We start from the raw sequence: 17,920 nt of genomic DNA, 5'->3' as shown, positions 1-17,920 counted from the left end.
TGTCGTTCGATGAGGCGGAAGTCCCGGCCCTCGGCGCCGTGGGCTGCCACCAGGATGGGGTCGATGGCACCGGCCGCTTCGGGCTGCGCCAGGTAGAACGGCACATCGGACAGCGACAGGCCCGTGTCGCTGGCCTCCCACGCGGAGGCATCGCCCGCGCGGTAAGGCTGCGTGCCCAGCAGGGGCACGCCCCAGCGGGCCAGCAAGGGCTGCAGCGCGGCGGCCTGAGGCACGAGCTGGTGCAGCACCAGGGCAGAGGCATGCAGGCGGCCCGGGCTGGCGCCGCTTTCGGGGGGCAGCTCCAGCACCTCGGCCAGGGTCTGCGCCGTGACCTGCTGACCAAAGGCCGCATAAGCGAACAGACCCTGCTGGCGGAAGGTGCGCAGCCAGGCATCGAGCCACTCCGTGCTGCCGTCGATGAAGTGGTGGCGGTGCACCAGCACGGCCACGGCGGGCAGGCTGCGCAGCGCGGGCTGGCCCTGGCGCCAGGCCTCCAGCGCGGCGGCGTTGGGCAGCAGGCGGGGCGCGTCGGGGTGGTAGATGCCCCGGGGGGGCAGGATGTCGGGCGCGGGCAAAGTCGGCATCGCAACACCCGCCACCGTGGCGCGCGCCAGGGCGATGGCGTTCTTCAGGTTGCGCGGGCCGCCGGCCTGCAGGTAGGCCACCATGTGGCCGGACGCATCGAGCGCGGTCAGGTCAGCGGCGGGGGTGCCCGCAGGCACCCAGACCACGCGGCCAGGGGTGCGCACCGCACGCGCATCGAGCTGCGCCCCCGCCATGCGGCGCAAGCGTGCCTCCACGCTGGCATGTGGCGCATCCACCCACACCAGCGCAGCGCCCGCCAGCGCGCGCTCCAGCTTCTGGGCCTGTGCCGCGTCCAGCACCGCTGGGCCACCCAACGGGTAGTCGATGTGCACAAAGCCCAGACCCGCCTCGGAGGCCAGACGCTGCACCATGGCCGTGCGTGGGGCGGTGGTGATGTCGGACGTGAGCCAGAGCAGCACCGGCGCTGTTTTATCGGCGCCGCCCGCTGTCAAGGCTTTCTCAGCCTGGACGGCATGCACCAGCGGCGCAGCCAGCAGCAGGCACCACAGTGCCGCGCGCAGGATCAGCGTCTTCATGGCTTGGCGGGTGCTGGCGTGGCTGCAGCGCCACCCGCGCCACCGGCCGAGGCATTGGCGGGTGCAGCGCCCGTTTCAGGGATGTAGACGATATTGCCGTCTTCCAGCTTGTAGGCCACGCCTGCGCGCACGCCCTGCCCTTGCGCTGCGCTGCCCGCGCCCTTGAAGCGCACTTCCTTGCCCTGCTCGCGCACCACCACTTCCATGTCGGGCTGGCCCGCATTGCGGATGATGGTCACGCTTTCATTGGCACTCGTCTGGCTTTGCACGGCCACGGCCGTGAGCAGTGCCACCACCAGCACCAGGAACACGTCCACCAGGTTCACGGCAGACAGCATCGGATCGTCGTCGTCCTCAGCCAGGACGCTCAGGTGCTTCAGCGTCATTGCGCCACCCCGCGCTCCTTGCGCACCACCAGCAGTTCGGCCAGCAGCCAGCGGCGGCGCACCGAGTACACCACCAGGCCCACCGACGCAGCCGCCAGCGCCAGCACCACGCCCGCAAAGGCGCCGCTGAACACCGCCAGCGCCTGTTGGCCGTTACCCGCCGCCACGCTCTGCAGCGCAGGGCCGAGCGGGATCATCGTGGCGATCAGCCCCAGCATGGGCGACAGGCGGCTGAGCAGGCGAACAGGCTCCACCTGGCGCACCAGCTGCAGCTCCAGCTCTTCCATCGACAGGCCCGGCGCCACGCGCAGCGAGCGGTACTGGGGCTGGCGCCAGCGCTGCCAGGCTTCCATCAGCGTGGCGCCGCCTGTCCACAGCGCGTAGACAAACGCAAGCCCCACCAACACCAGCACCGGCCACAGCAGCGACTGCGCGACCTGCGCAAAACCCGATTCAATGTTCATGTTTCAACTCCCTCAATCCATGTGTTGTTTCATTGGCTGGTTCATGGTCTGTTCCGGCGCTGCAGCGATGGCAACGCCATCCACATGCCATCCAGATGCCGCACGTGGATGCGGTGGTCAAACACACTCTCCAGCGCCGCGTGCGTGGCGGGTGCATCGCACGCGCCTTGATGCAGCACACGCCCAGCCGCCATCACCACCATGTCGTCGGCCTGTAGCGCAAGCGACACCTCGTGCAGCACGCTGACCACCGTGCCGCCCGCATCGACCAGCGCGCGCATGGTGTGCAGCCAGTCGGTCTGGTGCGGCGGGTCGAGGTTGGCCAGGGGCTCGTCCATCAGCAGCACCTGGGCCTGCACGGCCAGGGCGCGGGCCAGCAGCACGCGCTGGCGCTCGCCACCCGACAGTTGCGACAGCGGGCGGTGGCGCCAGTCCCAGGCCTGCGTGGTGCGCAGCGCCTGCTCCACGGCGGCATGGTCGGCAGCACTTGGCGGGGCCAGCCAGGGCTGGTGCGGCAGACGGCCCAGCATGGCCACGTCATAGCTGGTGAGGTCGTCGGCCGAGCCTTCGTTCTGTCCCAGCCAGGCCAACTGGCGGGCGCGTTCGCGCGCGGGGATCTGCGCCAGCGGGCGGCCCAGCAATTGCACTTCGCCCTGCACGGCTGCGTGCGGCAGCAGGCCCGCCAGCACCTTGAGCAAGGTGGACTTGCCCGCACCGTTGGGGCCGACGATGCTGGTCCAGCGCCCGGCGGGCAATTGCAGGTCGATGCCCTGCAATATCAAGCGATTTCCGATGCTTGCGCCTATCTGGCATGCCTTTATAGCTATCGAATTCATAGCGAACTGCCTTGCGCCGTGCGCCGATGCATGAGCCACAGCAGGTAGGTGCCGCCCAGCGCCGCCGTGAGCACCCCCACAGGCAACTCCTGCGGCGCCAGCAGCCAGCGCGCCAGGATGTCGGCCGCCATCAGCAGCACGGCGCCCATGAGGCTGGACAGCACGATGTGCCGCTCGTGTGTCACGCGCACGATGGAGCGCACCAGGTGCGGCGCCGCCAGCCCCACAAAGGCGATGAGCCCCGTCTGCGCCACCGCCGCCCCCGTGGCCAACGCCATGGCGGCCACCAGACCGGCGCGCATGGGCAACAGCGGCAGGCCCAGGCTGGCGGCCGTGGCCTCGCCCAGCGTGAGTCCATCCAGAGCACGCGCCAGCATCCAGGCCACCACCGAGCACAGCCCCCAGGCCACCGCCATCAGCACGCAGGCCATCCACCCCACAAAAGCCGTGCTGCCCAGAATGAAGGCCTGCATGGCCTGCAGGATGTCGGGCGAGGCCAGTTCCACCAGGTCGCGCATAGCGCCCAGCACCACGCCGACGATCACGCCCGCCAGCAGCAGGCGCAGCGTGTGCTGCACGCCGCGCGCAAGGATCAGCGTGAGCACCACCGCCCCCGCCGCCCCCAGAAATGCCATGCCCGTGATGCCGATGCGGGCCATCCACTGCGCTGCCACCGGCGACACGCCGAACAGCGCCATCGCCACCGCCCCGCCCAGTGCCGCGCCCGAGGCGCTTCCCAGCAGGTACGGGTCGGCCAGCGGGTTGCGGAACAGCCCCTGCGCCACCGCGCCCGACAGGCCCAGCAACGCACCCGCCAGCCAGGCGCCCAGCGTGCGCGGCAAGCGGATGTCCCACACGATCTGCCAGGCCACGGGGTCGCCGTGCATGCGCAGCACGCTGTCAAAACCCGTGCTGCCCACGCTGGCGCCACACAGGGTCAGCACGGCGCTGGCCAGCAGCAGCCAGGCGGCACACCACACAGCGCGGCGGCTGGCAGAACCGGTGGGCAAGTCCATGGGAACGTGGGTCATGGGGCCTTGTCCACCAGGCAGCGCGCCATGATGCGGGCCGCCTCGGCCATGCGGGGGCCAGGCCGCACCACCACATCCGAATCACCCGGACCGAACACGCACAGCCGGTTCTCGCGGATTGCGCGCATGGTCGCCCAGCCGGGGTACGGCACCATGGCCTGCATGCTGCGGTTGCCGATCATGATGATGTCGGGGTTGGCGCGCACCACGAACTCGGGGTTCAGGCGCGGAAACGGGCCCAGCGATGCGGGCACCACGTTGCGCACGCCCAGGCGGGTGAGCGATTCGCCAATGAACGAGGCCTCGCCCGCCGCATAGGGCCCCCGGCTCACCTCGAAGTACACGCGTGCATTCTTGGCCTTGGGCGGCAGGGACTGGGCCGCCGCGAGCACGCCGGCGTCGATCACGCGCCAGAGGCGGTCGGCCCCCTGCGCACGAGGCACGCCCAACAGGTCGCTCACGGTGCCCAGCACGCGGCGCACATCGGCATGCGTCTTGGGCTCCAGTTGCACCACCGTGAGGCCCAGCGCCTCCAGCCGGTCGCTGGCGCGGGAGCTAACGGACATGAGCACCACCTCGGGCTTGAGCGCCACGATGGCCTCGATGCTCGGATCCAGCCCGCCGCCCACCTTGGGCAGTCTGCCGACCACGGCTTCCGGCCAGTTGGAATAGCGGTCCACCCCCACGAGCCGGTGGCATTGCTCCAGCTCGCACACGCTTTCGGTCAACGAGGGCAGCAGGCTCACGATGCGCTGCGGCGGGCGTGGCAACGAGATCTCGCGGCCCTTGTCGTCCTTGATGTGCACGGGCTGCGCACGCGCCAAGCCGGCCATGAGCAGGCCCAGCGCAATCACGATCGCGATCACCCAAAGGATGCGGCGCACTGGGGTGGGTTTCATCAGCGAGGATCTTTCAAGGTAAGCGGCAGCCCAGCCGCCATGAGCGTCACGCGGGGGCACACCTGGGCCACCTGCTGGTTGAGAGTGCCCAGCGCATCCACAAAGGCGCGCACTTCACGCCCCATCGGGATGACCCCCAGGCCAATTTCGTTGCCCACCAGAACAACGGGGCCGGGGGACTTCCGAACTGCTTCCAAAAACATAGCTGCCTGCGCTTGCCAATCAAGCGCTAGAGCCTGTTTTTGTTCAAAACTCATGGCTTCCACGCCCACGGGCATGGTCCAGTGCGTGAGCCACAGGGTGAGGCAGTCCACCACCAGCAGGGTTTGTGGGGTGCTGTGCAACGCCACGACAGCGGCCACGTCGCGCGGCTCCTCCACGGTCTGCAGGCCAGGCACACGTTCGGCGCGGTCGCGCTGGTGGCGCGCAATGCGTTCGCGCATCTCATCGTCCCAGGCTTGGCCCGTGGCGATGAGCACCGCGCGATGGTCGGCTGCTTGCGCCAGCCAGTCGCACGCCAATAGTTCGGCGCGGCGCGACTTGCCGCTTTTCTGGCCGCCCAGGATGAGTTCGGTGGTGATGGAATGCAAATCGGGCGTCATGCGTTTTTGCTACCCAGCAAGTGGGCTACGGCCTCTGGACTGGACGGGAACCACGCATGGAAGTAGCTGGCATGGATGCTGCCCTGCCGGTACAGCGCCTCGCCCGCATCCGGCGCAACCGCCTCGTTCGGGCGCGCCGTGCGGGCCACCACAGAGGCGCTGCTGTCGCTGGTCGAATAGTGGAAGGTGTGGCCGCGCAGGGTGTGCCCGGCCACGGCCAGTTGCTGCGGGCCCAGCGCCGCCAGGCGCTTTTGCATCGTCACGCGGCCGGGCAGCAGCCCCCACAGCGGAGCCGTGCTGCCGTCGGCCAGGGTGATGGACTCGAACAGCGCCATCATGCCGCCGCACTCGGCCCACAAGGGTCGGCCTGCATCCACATGGGCGCGCAGGCTGGTCTGCATGCCGGTGTTGGCGGCGATCTGCGTGGTGTGCAGCTCGGGGTAGCCTCCGGGCAGCCAGACTGCGTCGCAACTGGGCAATGCAGCATCGTGCAGGGGCGAGAAGAACACCAGGCGCGCGCCCATCTGTTCCAAACATTGCAGGTTGGCAGCATAGACAAAGCAGAACGCTGGATCCCGCCCCACGGCCACCGTGCGGCCTGCCAACAGCGGCGGTACGGAAGGAGCCGAGGAGAGCGCCGGGAAGTCCACGGCCCAGCACTGCAGGTCGTTCAGGGTCATCTGGCCGAGCGGCGTGGCCGCCAGTGCGTCGGCGGCAGCATCCAGCCGCTGCAGGCTGTCGTCCAGCTCGTGGGCGGCCACCAGGCCCAGGTGACGCTCCGGCAGCAGTGCGGCAGCGGCTTTGGCTGCAGTGGGCGCCTTGCCTGTGGCCTGCACCCGCATCAGTGCGCCCATCCAGTCGTCGGCATCGTGCAAGCCGTCACGCAACATGTCGGCATGGCGCGCGCTGCCTACGCGGTTGGCCAGCACCCCCGCCCAGGGCAGGCCCGGCCGGTAGTGGCGCAGGCCATAGGCCAGCGCGCCAAACGTTCCCGCCATGGCCGAGGCATCGACCACCGCCAGCACCGGCACCCCAAAGTGCCGGGCCAAGTCGGCCGCGCTGGGACTGCCGTCAAACAGGCCCATCACGCCTTCGATGAGGATCAGGTCCGACTCGCGTGCAGCGTCATGCAGGCGCTGTGCGCAGTCGGTCTCGCCGTTCATCCACAGGTCGAGCTGGTGCACGGGCGCACCGCTGGCGAGCTGGTGCCAGTGCGGGTCCAGAAAGTCCGGCCCGCACTTGAAGACCCGCACGCGCCGCCCCTGGCGCGCATGCAAGCGCGCCAGGGCGGCGGTGACGGTGGTCTTGCCCTGGCCCGAAGCCGGGGCGGCGATCAGGATCGCCGGGCTACGGGCAGGCTGCACCATTTCGCTTCTCCTCTTCCCCTGTCTGCCAGCCTGGCGTGCTGTGGACTCACTGCGGCGCCCACTTCACGCCGACGTACACCGTGCGGCCTGCGGTGGCGTAGGTGCGGGCCAGTTGGTAGTCCTTGTCGGCCAGGTTGTCGACGCGGGCCAGCAGCGTGTAGTCGCGCGCAATGCGGGTGCTGGCATACAGGTTGACCAGCGCATAGCCGCCCAGCACATTGGTGTTGGCCACGGTGTCGAAGCGGCGGCCGGATGCCTGCACTTCGGCGCCCACGGTCCAGCCTGCCAGGCGCGTGTCGGCGCCGAAGGTGGCGTGCTGCTTGGCGCGGCGCGCGAGCTGCTTGCCGGTGTCCAGGTCACGTGGCCGCTGCAGGTCGATGGAGCCATGCAACTGCACATCGCCCATGCGGTGCGAGCCCGCAAAGGTCACACCCTTGTATTCAGCGCGGGCCGTGTTGGCGTAGCAGCCAAAGTCCGACAGGCAGGTGCCCGGGCCGGAGAACGAGATCAGGTTGCTCACGCGGTTGCGGAACAGCGTGGCCGAGAAGGTGCTGCCGCCTTGGGCATAGCGCAGCGCCACTTCGGCATTGCGACTGCTTTCGGGACGCAGGGTGGCCACGCCGTATTCGCTAAAACGGTGGTACAGCGTGGGCGCGCGGAAGGCCGTGCCCACCGAGGCCGTGGCGCGCCACTGCGGTGTGATGGCGTAGCCGTAGGCCACGCTGCCGGTGCCCTTGCCGCCAAACTCGCTGTCCGAGTCGTGGCGCAGGTTGAGCTGCACGGTGTGGCCCGCAGCGTTGTAGCCGTAGCCCAGGGCCAGCGCGTCTTGCGAACGCTTGGCATCGATGGGAGCGTTTTCGAGACGGTCTTCGCGGCGCTCCAGCGCGGCGGTGACCAGGTGCGCGCCCTGGCGCCATTCGTTGTGGAAGTAGTAGCCGCGCAGGCGCGTGTCGCTCAGGTAGGGCGAGGGGCGGGTTTCGTATTCATCGCGGGAGTCGGTGATCGACAGGCGCGTCTTGTAGGCGCTGCTCCACTGGGCGATCCAGTTGAAGCCCAGGGCATGCATGGTGTGCAGATTGCGGTCGTCCTTGCCCAGCCCGCTGTCATAGCCGCTGTTGGAATGATTGACCATCAGCGTGCCTTCCAGCCGGTGCGCCGCATCGACCTGCAGGCCAACGCGGGCATGCCCCGCCGTGTTGCGGTAGCCGTCGCGGTCGGGGTTCTGGGTGGGCAGCGTGCGGGCATTGAAGCCTTTGCTGTCGTCGCGCACCAGGCCCAGCGCGTAGTCCACGGTGGCAGTGGCACCGCTGATGCCGGCCTCCACCTTGGTGGTGTCATGGTTGCCGATTCCCACGCCCACATAGGGCGCCACGCCGTTCTCGCCGCGCTTGGTGAAAATCTGCACCACGCCGCCCATGGCATCCGAGCCGTACACGGCACCGGCCGGGCCGCGCAGCACTTCGATGCGGTCGATGAGACCCAGGGGAATGCTCTCCCACGGCGCGCCGCCGGTGGATTGTGAATCGATGCGCACCCCGTCGATGTACACCGCCGTGAAGCGGGACTCCGCGCCCCGCAGGAACACCCCGGTGGTGGTGCCCGGCCCGCCATTGCGCGAGAACTCCACGCCCGGCAGGCGTACCAGCAAATCCGCCAGGCCGGTGGCGCCACTGTTTTCAATGGTCTCGCGGTCCACGATCGAGACATCGGCCACCAGATCGGCCAGGGGCTGTGGCGTGCGCGTGGCGGCCACCACCGTTTCCGCGAGCGAGGGCGCGCGCAGGTTCTGCGCCAGCAGCTCGCCAGTGGCGGGGGCGCCCTGGGCCAGGGCGCCGCAAGCACTGCCAACAGCCAGGGTCACCAGCGCCATGCGATGGGCAGACACGCGCGGCGCTGCCGCGAGGCACGCATGAAGGGTACGAATTTTCATGGAAATCAAGGTCAACAAACAACCCGAGCCGGCCTCCCGCCAGCATGTGGGTGAAACGGCTGCGTGGTACCTGAGCGGGCGCACGCAGCCACCGTATTGGCCGGTATCCGGGCTGGCGGAACACCCCCCAATGCCTTCCCAGGCGCTTGTTCAAGGCGCTCAGTGGCGTGTGGATGGAGAGAGAGTCGAAGAACTCGTCCGCTGACCGTTGCGGGGGCAGCGCAGGCTGGATGCGCCATGCTTGGCTGCACCTCCCTGCTTCCCGTTGAACTGCGGCATGCGAACCACACCGCGAGCACCAACGGCGGGATTTTACGGCTGTTTACACCCCGCAACCCTACAATCGCTGGCTGTATGGCCACACTGTCCACCACCGACCAGATCGCCGAACGCGTGGAGCGCCTGCTGCTGCGCCATGCGGAGTTGCAACGGACCAATGCGCTGCTGGCCGATCAAGTGGCCGCCCTGACGCAGGAACGTGATTCCCTCAAATCACGCCTGAGCGCAGCGCGCGCGCGCGTCGATGCCCTGCTCGAACGCCTGCCCGCCGCCGCCCCGGCCGCCACGAAAGACGCCGAATGAAGCAAATCGAGGTGCACATCCTGCAGCAAAGCTATTTGCTGTCCTGCCCCGAAGGCCATGAAAGCAGGCTGCTGGAAGCCGTGGAGCGGGTGGACACCGCCATGACCCGCATTCGCGATGCGGGCAAGGTCCGTGCGCGCGAGCGCATCGCCGTTCTGGCCGCCTTGAACCTGGCGTTTGAAATCGCCGACCGCGAAGCCGCTGCGCTCGCGGCCCCGGCCCCCGCTGCGGCTGCTCCCGCAGCCCGGCAGGAATCCCTTTTGCCAGACGATGACCAACAACGGCTTCGCCAGCTGGTGCAGCGCCTGGATCAAGCGCTGGGCGACGACGGCCGCCTGCTCTGATCCTGGAGCACCTCGACCCGACCGGCGCCGCGACCGCGGGGCTACGGCCAAGCCGCTCCCACGGCTCTCTTGAATTGCCGTATTCACTTACGCGGCTTTACACGGCAGTGGCGCTGCAACGCCCGTCGCCAGCGCCTACAATGAATGGGTCTGCGAAGCTGCTGGGCTTTATATTTCCTTGAACCAATGCTCAATGAGCTCGGGCTTGGTACATCGTCCGGTGAGCGTGATCATCTCGCGTCAGATGAACCCAACGCCAGGCTGCCCTCGCCCACCTGAACCCCCGGTTCAGGATGACGGTTCAGTGGCATTCGCAGACACCTTCTTCTACCCGCCCCCACCCTGTGCCGGGCGGCGGGCAAACTCCCCCAGCCATCGAATGGCAGCCGTGCATCGTGGCCCGGCGCTGCACCTCTTCTGACGCATGCTCGACCCGATTCTGATCATTGAACTTGGTGTACTCGGCCTGGCCACGGGCTTCCTGGCAGGCCTGCTGGGCATTGGCGGCGGCATGCTGCTGGTGCCGTTCATGACCTACATCCTGGGTGCCCGCCAAGTGCCCCCCGACCTGGCCGTGAAAATGGCGATCGCCACGTCGATGGCCACCATCATGTTCACATCGATCTCCAGCGTACGCGCGCACCATCAGCGGGGCGCGGTCCGGTGGGAGATCGTGAAACGGCTTGCTCTGGGAATCGTGCTGGGTGGATTCACCGCCAGCCTGGGGGTGTTTGCGCTCCTGAAAGGCTCGTTTCTGGCCATCTTCTTCGCGCTGTTCGTGAGCTTCTCGGCCACCCAGATGTTCCTGGACAAGAAGCCCGTGCCGTCAAGGCAAATGCCTGGCGGCACTGGGCAGGTGGCCGCTGGGGGAGTGATCGGTTTCCTGTCGGGCCTGGTGGGCGCGGGCGGCGGCTTTGTGAGCGTGCCGTTCATGACCTGGTGCAATGTGCCGATCCACAACGCCGTGGCAACCAGCGCCGCACTGGGTTTTCCGATCGCCTTGGCCAACGTGGTGGGCTATGTGATCGGCGGCCAGGGCGTTGTCGGGCTACCCTCCGCCTCGCTGGGCTACGTGTGGCTGCCAGCATTGGCGGTGATTGCCACCTGCAGCGTGCTCACGGCTCCACTGGGCGCCAAGGCGGCCCACAGCCTGCCAGTCAAACAGCTCAAGCGGGTGTTCGCGTCCCTCCTGTTCGGGCTGGCCGCCTACATGCTGTGGAAGGGAATCGCCGCGTTCTGAACCCAGCCTCGCGAGCGGGGGCTGCATTGCACTCACGCAGCTGCATCACCCCCGGATGGGGTCGCGCCGGCCTTGTGCCTTGAGCGGCAGCGGCTTGGACAGGAACGCGCGGAATCCCTCGGCCGGAAGCCCCGGCGCGCAAAGGAAACCCTGGTAGTGGTCGCACTCCAGCTGCTGCAGTACCGCCTGCTGGGTTTCCGTTTCCACCCCTTCCGCCACGACTTCGATGCGCAGCGCACGGCCCATGCTCACAATGGCGCTCACGATGGCTCGGTCGCCATCATCGTCGGGCAGGCCGCGCACGAACGACTGATCGATCTTGAGCTTGTGGATCGGTAGCTTCTTGAGGTAGGCCAGGCTGGAATACCCCGTCCCGAAATCATCGATCGCCAGGCTGATTCCCAGCCCCGCGAGCACGCGCAGACGCTGCTCCATCTCTTGCGCATCCTGCAGCAGGATACTCTCGGTCAGTTCAAGCTCCAGCAGCGTGGGCGGCAACTGATGCACCGCGAGCAAGCGGGTTATCCTGTCCACAAAATCGGGCTGGCGAAACTCCAGCGCTGAGACGTTGACGGAAATCACCAATGGCGTGCCGCCATGCATCCAGCCGGCAGCCTCGCGCACCGCCTGCTCCATCACCCAGGCTCCCAGCGTCACGATGTAGCCCGACTCTTCTGCCAACGGAATGAACTGCCCAGGCGACACCGCGCCCAGTTCAGGATCGGTCCAGCGTATCAAAGCCTCGGCCCCCGCAACGCGGCCCGTGACCATGTTGACCTGAGGCTGGTAGTGCACCGCCATGCACCCCTTCCCGAGTGCCTGCCGCATGGCATGCTCCATCTGCATGCGGGACAAAAGGTTGGCGTTCATCTGCGGCTGATAAAAGCCGTAACTGCCCCGCCCCCGTTCCTTGACCCGGTACATGGCGGTGTCTGCCTGCTTGATCAGATCATCCAGGGTGGCCCCGTCTTGCGGGTACAGCGCCATGCCGATACTGCACTGGATCGAAAAACCCATGTCGTCCAGCATGAAGGGCTTGAGCATGTCATCCAGAATGCGGCGCGCCACGCTTTCAGCCACCGTGGCATCCCCGCCATGCAGGTAAATCACGAACTCATCTCCACCCAGCCTGCACAGCATGTCCGTCTGGCGCAGGCAGGTCTGCAAGCGTTCGGCCACCAACTGCAGGACGCGATCGCCAAACGGATGGCCCAGTGAATCGTTGATGATCTTGAAGCGGTCGAGATCCAGAAACAGGACCGCGAAGCCGGTATCGCTCTGTCGAGCGCCCTGGATAGCTGTCTCCACGCGCTGGGTCAGCAGAAGGCGATTCGGCAGACCGGTCAGCACGTCGCTGTAGGCGAGCTCCTCAATGCGCTTCTGGGCTGCATGCTGCAGCGTGAGGTCGCGCATGAATCCGATGCTCTGCACAAGCCGGCCTTCATCGTCCCGCAGTGCCACCCAGGACAGCTGCACGGCGCAGTAGGCGCCACTGTCCCGGGGTAGCCACAGCTCGCCCTCCCAGAAACCGTCACCCGCCCAGCCCTTGAGCACCTGGTCCATGAAGCTCACATCCGAGGTGCCGCCAAACAACGAGGCGGCAGCCCGCCCCTCAAAGGAATGTGCAGATGGCCCCACCAGGCGCTCGCAACCGGGATTCATTCGCAGAATGCGATGTTGGCTGTCGGCAATGAAAATGGCGTCCAGGCTCGATTCGAAAACCCTGGCTGCCAAGCGCAGGCTCGCCTGTATCTCCGTCTGCCGGGTGATATCCCGATAGGAATACACCCGCCCGACGGGATATCCCCGGCTGAACTGCGGCACGGTCCGCAATTCCAACACGGTGCCGTTGCGCAAAACCACGATGTCTGCGCTTTCCTGGGCCGGCTCCTGTGCGATGGCCGCGAGGCGCTCTGAAAATGCGCGGGCGTCCTCCACCTGCGCGGCCATGTGCGCATACACCGCTGCGTCGTCGCGTTGCACCAACAGATCACGCGGCATGTTCCATAGCTGCGCCAGCCGCTGGTTGAAGGCCCGAACGTGGCCATCGAGATCGCACACCAGCATCCCGTCCGCGACCGAATCCAGGGTGGCCCGCAACTCGGACAGCAGCTTTTCCAGCTCGCGTTCCGTAGCCTCTTGGGCACTGCAGTCCAGCATGGTGACCATGAATGCGGTCTCGCTGGCTGTGGCGGCTGCCCCCTCCTGTCGCACCCGCGTCACCTTCCGGTCGACTGCGAGCAAGGCCCCATCCGCCCGCAGCAAGCGGGTGTGGGAATGAATGCCGTTGGCAATCACGTCGGCCGGTTCGGCCCAGAAAGCCTGGTCTTGTGGTGTCGCAGCCAGGCTGAGCACGGAGTTGCCCACCATCGCAGCCAGCGGAAACCCCGACAGCCGCTCGGCTGCGGCGTTGGCGTGAAGGATGGTTAAGCTAGCCTCATCGACCAGCCAGACGGCTTCCTGCAAACCGTCCAACCAGCCGTGGGGCTGTGCAACGGTCACAAGTCGCCCTCGTCGTGCCCGCCGCTGACCGCGCGCTCGAAGAAATAGCAGATGCGCTGGCGCGGGGAAAGATAGTCGAGGGCATCCCGAGGCAATTGGGAGGGCTTGAGGCTTCGCCGAATGCCCAGCTCTGGCACCGTTTCCAGATCCAGGATGGGTGCCTCTTCTTTCGGGACCCGGGAGTCGTGCACGATGACCTTGGGCCGCAACGGGCGCGAAGAGTTGACCGAGGCGACGATGGCATAGCGGTCATTCACCAGCTGGACGATGGATCCGGGGGGATACACCCCCATCATGCGAATGAAAGCGCCCAGCACCACGGAGTCAAACCGCGACTTGAGTTGCGCGAACAGGACAGACAAAGCCTCGTGGGGGGTGAGTGCATCCACGCCGTTGGCGGGATTGCACATGCGGTCGTAACGGTTGACCAGGGCAAGCACCTGACTTGCGCGGGACAGTTCGCCACCGCTCAGGCGCAGCGGAAAGCCACTGCCATCGCACATCTCATGGTGCTGGGCAATGGCCTTGAGCACAGGTTCTGCCAGGCCCATGCGCTTCGCCAGCGTTACCGACTCGCCTACGTGGGACTCGTATCGCGTTCGCTCCATCGGGATCATGGAGGCTGTGGGCTGGCGCAGGTTGGGAGGCAGCTTGAGCTTGCCCAGATCGTGGAGCAGCGCCGCAATCCCGACCTCGTGCAATTCGTCGCTCGTCATCCCCAAGGCGCGCCCCAGCAGCAACGAGATGACCAGCACGTTGACCGGATGCAAGCCGTTGCGCTCCCCTACCCCTTCGGACAGCAGGCGGATGACGGAATCGCCGTTTTCCAGGAGTTCTGACACACACCCAGCAACAAGCGCCTCCCCGCAGATCCGAGCCTCATCCGGTTGGTCAGACACCTGCCGTTCCAGGGTTTGGTATTTTCTGGTAGCAGCGCTAAACCGCTGGTCGCACGCCGCCAGAGCAAGATTCTGAGCTTCCAGCAACTCACGCCTGCGAAGCGTCTCGGCATCGACGCTCGCCGCAGCCGCCGGTTCCGATGGAGCAGGCTCCGTTTCGACCGTTGCCGCGGGGACATCCGCCGACGGCTCCTGAAACTCGGGGTCGCTTTTCTTGGGAAAGTACCTTACTTCGGCCAACCCCAAGCCGCGCAACGTCTCGATCTGCTCCGCTGAAGCGATCCGGAAACTGCTGACCGGAAACGGATGGTGCATCCAGCCAATGTCCAGCTGGATGTACATGCCCACGCGCAGTTGGCTGATGTTGATAAGGAGGGATGAGTTCACGTCACGGCGCTTGAAACATGGCGACGCTCAAGCCACCAATGGTTACACGCATTATCGCGCGTTGCAATGCAAGTAATGCAACGGTGGTGCGGAGACACTGCTGTCTTCAGGGGCCCTTTGCAACAATCGCAGTGACGCGCGTCACTGCAATTCCGCGCCCGGACAGGCCGCCCGGCCTTGGCGAAAAGCAGCTTCTCTACCGAACGACGCTATAACGTTCTATCGGCACCACAAGGAGGGTTTGTAGATCAAATCCATCCAAAGCGCCCAGCCACCAATCGCACATAGCAGGGCCCCGGAGACACGAGTTCCCCAATCCGTTTTCGAGGCATTGAGCCGCGCTTTCAGACGCCCCCAGATCCAAGGTCCGCCCACCAACCAGACACCGCTTCCCAGACCAAACAACCCCATCGACACGGCACCCTCGAAGGGTCCGCCGCTCAACGCCGCCACCAGCAAAGCGGAATACAGCAATCCGCAGGGCATGAGCGCCCAAAGAAACCCTGCGGCCAGGACCCCGCCCGGTGCGCGCACGAGAGGCTGCACCCGCCCCCATATCGAGCGGCCCGCCGATTCGACCCATTGCGGTTGCCGTGCCTGGACCATCATCATCAGCCCCCATGCCATTACGGCGACATGCGTCAGGGTCCAAGCGGGCCGCAGAGCCACGGTCTGTTGTGTCAGCCATGCGAGGCTGTCCATGGCAAATGCAGCCAATGCGCCCGCCGCCGAGTACCCAGCCAAGCGCCCCAGGTGAAACGCCAGCCCACGCCGGATTGCGCCACCACGGGGCATCCACCGGACCGCATGCACGCTGCCATCGGCGCGCGAGCCGCCGCCCTGCTCTTCCTTGCCCGGCTGGCCCACCAGCGCCCCGCACGGTGCTGAGCACATGGCCAGGCAGTGGGACCCTCCCACGAGTCCCATCAGCAAGGCAGTCGAGGCAACCGCGGCAAGCATGGGATCAGATGATGCGCGAAAAACGGGCACGATTGCGATCCGCCTGCAGATAGCGGTCAAAGACCATCGCAATGCCTCGCACGAAGAACCACCCCATCGCAGTCACCACCACGCCGTCTTCGGAGATCGTGACCAACCCCTGCTCGGCCATGTCTTCCAGCTGCTCCAGCTCCGCGGCGAAATACTTCCGGAAATCGATCAGCCATGCCTGTTCCATCGGCTCAAAAAGCAGCTCGCCCTGGCACATCAGCGCCATGATGACGGCGCGCCGCACGAGATCGTCGCGCGTCAGGGCCAAGCCACGCACCACGGGCAGGCGCCCCTGGTTGAGCAGGTCGTAGTAATCATCCAGCGTTTTGGCGTTCTGGCTATAGGTGGCCCCGACCCTGCCAATAGCGGACACACCCAGCCCAATCAGATCGCAGTCCGGCTGGGTGCTGTATCCCTGAAAGTTGCGATGCAGGCGGCCTTGGCGCTTGGCCACGGCCAACGCGTCCTCGGGCAACGCAAAATGGTCCATGCCCACATAGACGTAGCCTGCCTCCAGAAAGGCATCCAGAGAGCGCGAGAGCATCGACACCTTGCCGGCGGCCGACGGCAGCTCGGCAGAGATGATGCGCCGCTGGGGCTTGAAGCGCTCAGGCAAGTGAGCATAGGCATAGAGGGCGATACGGTCAGGCCGCAACTGCACCACCTGCGCCAGCGTACGGTCGAACGATTCGGGCGTCTGACGCGGCAAGCCGTAGATCAGGTCGACATTGATGGACTCGAAGCCCAGCGCGCGGGCGGACTCCACTAGCGAGAACACCTGCTCTGCGGGCTGCACGCGGTGGACGGCTTTCTGAACCTCCGGGTCAAAGTCCTGCACACCGAAGCTCAACCGATTGAATCCGAGCTCCGCCAGCACGGCCAGGCGATCGGCATTGACGGTTCGTGGGTCCACTTCAATGGAATACTCACCGCCGGGCGCGAGGGAGAAGCTGCGCTGCAGCATGGCCATGAGTTCACGCAACCCGTCGTCTGAAAGAAAGGTTGGCGTGCCACCGCCCAAGTGCAACTGGCTTACCACCTGTCCCGTGCCGCAGTGCGCAGTATGGAGGTCGATTTCCCGGCTCAGGTAGCGTAGATAAACCTCTGCCCGATCATGGTGTTTGGTAATGATCTTGTTGCACGCGCAGTAGTAGCATAACGATTCACAGAACGGGATGTGAACGTACAAGGACAGCGGCAGGGCCTTTGTCATCGAGCCCAACCTACGCTGCTCCAGCGCCAGTGCATAGTCGTCCTGCCCAAAGGCTTCGACAAAGCGATCAGCTGTCGGATAAGACGTGTAGCGGGGTCCTGGCACGTCAAAGCGGCGCAGAAGTTCAGAAGAGACAGCAGTCATGGGCAAATTCCTTGCGTACCCTTTGACTGTGCCGTAAGCTGCATCGTAAGTCCTTGACGTGAGTCAATTAATGCCATGGACCGAACGGCGACAATTTGATGCATGTCAGCCGGCTTCCCGCTCACCGGTTCGTCTCATCGCACCGGGGGCGATATGCTCAAAAACTTACCTGCACACGTGTCTATGAACCCGCTCACCATCAAAGTCGCCTGCTCCAACTGCAACCTGCGCGAGCTGTGCATGCCTGTTGGATTGAGCGATGAACAACTCCAGCGTATCGACGATGTCGTTGCCGTTCGCCGCAAGGTCAAGCGTGGGGCGACGTTGTTCCGCAATGGCGAATCCTTCACCTCCCTCTATGCGATTCGCACAGGTTTTTTCAAGACCTGCGTGGCCACCGAAGACGGGCGTGACCAGGTGACGGGCTTTCAGATGGCAGGCGAGATCATCGGGCTGGATGGCATCGTGAACGACCACCATACCTGCGACGCCGTGGCGCTGGAAGATGCCGAAGTCTGTGTCATGCCTTTTGACCGCATTGAGGAACTCTCGCGCGAGGTCACCGCACTTCAGCACCACGTGCACAAGATCATGAGCCGGGAGATCGTCCGGGAACATGGCGTCATGCTGCTGCTGGGCAGCATGCGGGCAGAGGAACGTTTGGCGGCCTTCCTGCTCAACCTAGTGCAGCGCCTGCATGCGCGGGGCTTCTCGCAATCGGAGCTGGTGCTGCGCATGACCCGCGAGGAAATCGGCAGCTACCTGGGACTCAAGCTCGAGACGGTGAGCCGCACTTTCTCCAAGTTTGTCGAAGAGGGCATTGTCGAGGTCAAGCAGCGCCACGTCCGGATCTTGGACACGGATGCCCTCAAGCGCATCGTGAACAGCCAGCAAGCCTGCCACTGACTCATGGGGCCGCGAACGCGCCGGCCCAGCACAAGGGGTGCCCTCCTCGCTTGCCGAAATCGCTGCTCAGCTGGCAC

The 17,920-nt window shown here is 66.0% G+C and carries 17 protein-coding genes and 1 riboswitch; of the genes, 4 read left to right on the top strand and 13 right to left on the bottom strand.

Going from position 1 to position 17,920, the window contains the following annotated elements:
* The 9 genes from MRY84_RS02990 to MRY84_RS02950 form a co-directional block, all read right to left on the bottom strand.
* Positions 1-1,121: cobaltochelatase subunit CobN (locus MRY84_RS02990; protein ID WP_291504274.1), on the bottom strand; the 1,121-nt coding region annotated here is incomplete at its 3' end.
* The gene (locus tag MRY84_RS02985) at positions 1,118-1,507 is read right to left on the bottom strand and encodes a DUF2149 domain-containing protein (RefSeq protein WP_291504273.1); all 390 of its coding nucleotides are present in this window, start codon (positions 1,505-1,507) and stop codon (positions 1,118-1,120) included. The genes MRY84_RS02990 and MRY84_RS02985, both read right to left, overlap by 4 nt.
* Positions 1,504-1,971, bottom strand: coding sequence for a hypothetical protein (locus MRY84_RS02980; RefSeq protein WP_054256728.1), 468 nt, complete (start codon positions 1,969-1,971; stop codon positions 1,504-1,506). The genes MRY84_RS02985 and MRY84_RS02980 overlap by 4 nt, the downstream gene beginning before the upstream one ends.
* Before the next feature lie 41 nt (positions 1,972-2,012).
* Complete coding sequence (locus tag MRY84_RS02975; protein WP_291504272.1) at positions 2,013-2,807, bottom strand: ABC transporter ATP-binding protein; 795 nt, start codon at positions 2,805-2,807, stop codon at positions 2,013-2,015.
* Complete coding sequence (locus MRY84_RS02970) at positions 2,804-3,838, bottom strand: iron ABC transporter permease (RefSeq protein WP_291504271.1); 1,035 nt, start codon at positions 3,836-3,838, stop codon at positions 2,804-2,806. The genes MRY84_RS02975 and MRY84_RS02970 overlap by 4 nt, the downstream gene beginning before the upstream one ends.
* Positions 3,835-4,737, bottom strand: coding sequence for a helical backbone metal receptor (locus MRY84_RS02965; protein ID WP_291504270.1), 903 nt, complete (start codon positions 4,735-4,737; stop codon positions 3,835-3,837). The genes MRY84_RS02970 and MRY84_RS02965 overlap by 4 nt, the downstream gene beginning before the upstream one ends.
* The gene (locus MRY84_RS02960; protein ID WP_291504269.1) at positions 4,737-5,339 is read right to left on the bottom strand and encodes a bifunctional adenosylcobinamide kinase/adenosylcobinamide-phosphate guanylyltransferase; all 603 of its coding nucleotides are present in this window, start codon (positions 5,337-5,339) and stop codon (positions 4,737-4,739) included. The genes MRY84_RS02965 and MRY84_RS02960 overlap by 1 nt, the downstream gene beginning before the upstream one ends.
* Positions 5,336-6,706, bottom strand: a complete 1,371-nt coding sequence (locus MRY84_RS02955) for a cobyrinate a,c-diamide synthase (RefSeq protein ID WP_291504268.1) — start codon at positions 6,704-6,706, stop codon at positions 5,336-5,338. The genes MRY84_RS02960 and MRY84_RS02955 overlap by 4 nt, the downstream gene beginning before the upstream one ends.
* A gap of 46 nt (positions 6,707-6,752) precedes the next feature.
* Complete coding sequence (locus tag MRY84_RS02950) at positions 6,753-8,636, bottom strand: TonB-dependent receptor (protein WP_291504267.1); 1,884 nt, start codon at positions 8,634-8,636, stop codon at positions 6,753-6,755.
* A gap of 80 nt (positions 8,637-8,716) precedes the next feature.
* Positions 8,717-8,954, bottom strand: a riboswitch (cobalamin riboswitch).
* Positions 8,955-8,990: 36 nt separating this feature from the next.
* Between MRY84_RS02950 and MRY84_RS02945 the strand changes: the two genes are divergently transcribed.
* From MRY84_RS02945 to MRY84_RS02935, 3 genes are all read left to right on the top strand, one after another.
* Complete coding sequence (locus tag MRY84_RS02945) at positions 8,991-9,218, top strand: DUF904 domain-containing protein (RefSeq protein WP_291504266.1); 228 nt, start codon at positions 8,991-8,993, stop codon at positions 9,216-9,218.
* Positions 9,215-9,562 carry a cell division protein ZapA gene (locus MRY84_RS02940; protein ID WP_291504265.1) on the top strand — a complete coding sequence of 116 codons (348 nt, stop codon included), beginning with the start codon at positions 9,215-9,217 and terminating at the stop codon, positions 9,560-9,562. The genes MRY84_RS02945 and MRY84_RS02940 overlap by 4 nt, the downstream gene beginning before the upstream one ends.
* 424 nt (positions 9,563-9,986) lie before the next feature.
* Positions 9,987-10,802 carry a sulfite exporter TauE/SafE family protein gene (locus tag MRY84_RS02935; protein ID WP_291504264.1) on the top strand — a complete coding sequence of 272 codons (816 nt, stop codon included), beginning with the start codon at positions 9,987-9,989 and terminating at the stop codon, positions 10,800-10,802.
* A gap of 45 nt (positions 10,803-10,847) precedes the next feature.
* Here the strand turns inward: MRY84_RS02935 and MRY84_RS02930 are convergent, their stop codons facing one another.
* The 4 genes from MRY84_RS02930 to hemN all read right to left on the bottom strand — a co-directional run bounded on the left by MRY84_RS02930 (position 10,848) and on the right by hemN (position 16,937).
* The gene (locus MRY84_RS02930; RefSeq protein ID WP_291504263.1) at positions 10,848-13,304 is read right to left on the bottom strand and encodes a bifunctional diguanylate cyclase/phosphodiesterase; all 2,457 of its coding nucleotides are present in this window, start codon (positions 13,302-13,304) and stop codon (positions 10,848-10,850) included.
* Entirely contained in the window at positions 13,301-14,590 is a 1,290-nt protein-coding gene (locus MRY84_RS02925) for an HD-GYP domain-containing protein (RefSeq protein WP_291504262.1), read from the bottom strand. The genes MRY84_RS02930 and MRY84_RS02925 overlap by 4 nt, the downstream gene beginning before the upstream one ends.
* A gap of 219 nt (positions 14,591-14,809) precedes the next feature.
* Positions 14,810-15,550 (bottom strand): sulfite exporter TauE/SafE family protein, encoded by a 741-nt coding sequence (locus MRY84_RS02920; protein WP_291504261.1) that lies wholly within the window; start codon positions 15,548-15,550, stop codon positions 14,810-14,812.
* A 4-nt stretch (positions 15,551-15,554) separates the two neighbouring features.
* Positions 15,555-16,937 (bottom strand): oxygen-independent coproporphyrinogen III oxidase, encoded by a 1,383-nt coding sequence (hemN, locus tag MRY84_RS02915; RefSeq protein WP_291504260.1) that lies wholly within the window; start codon positions 16,935-16,937, stop codon positions 15,555-15,557.
* Positions 16,938-17,120: 183 nt separating this feature from the next.
* On the opposite strand from hemN, the gene fnr reads away from it, so the two are divergent.
* The gene (gene fnr, locus MRY84_RS02910; RefSeq protein ID WP_291504259.1) at positions 17,121-17,843 is read left to right on the top strand and encodes a fumarate/nitrate reduction transcriptional regulator Fnr; all 723 of its coding nucleotides are present in this window, start codon (positions 17,121-17,123) and stop codon (positions 17,841-17,843) included.
* The last annotated feature ends 77 nt before the right edge of the window (positions 17,844-17,920 follow it).

This window comes from Acidovorax sp., from assembly GCF_022763525.1.
Taxonomy (GTDB): Bacteria; Pseudomonadota; Gammaproteobacteria; order Burkholderiales; family Burkholderiaceae_C; genus Acidovorax.
This window is presented reverse-complemented; position numbering and strand designations above follow the sequence as displayed.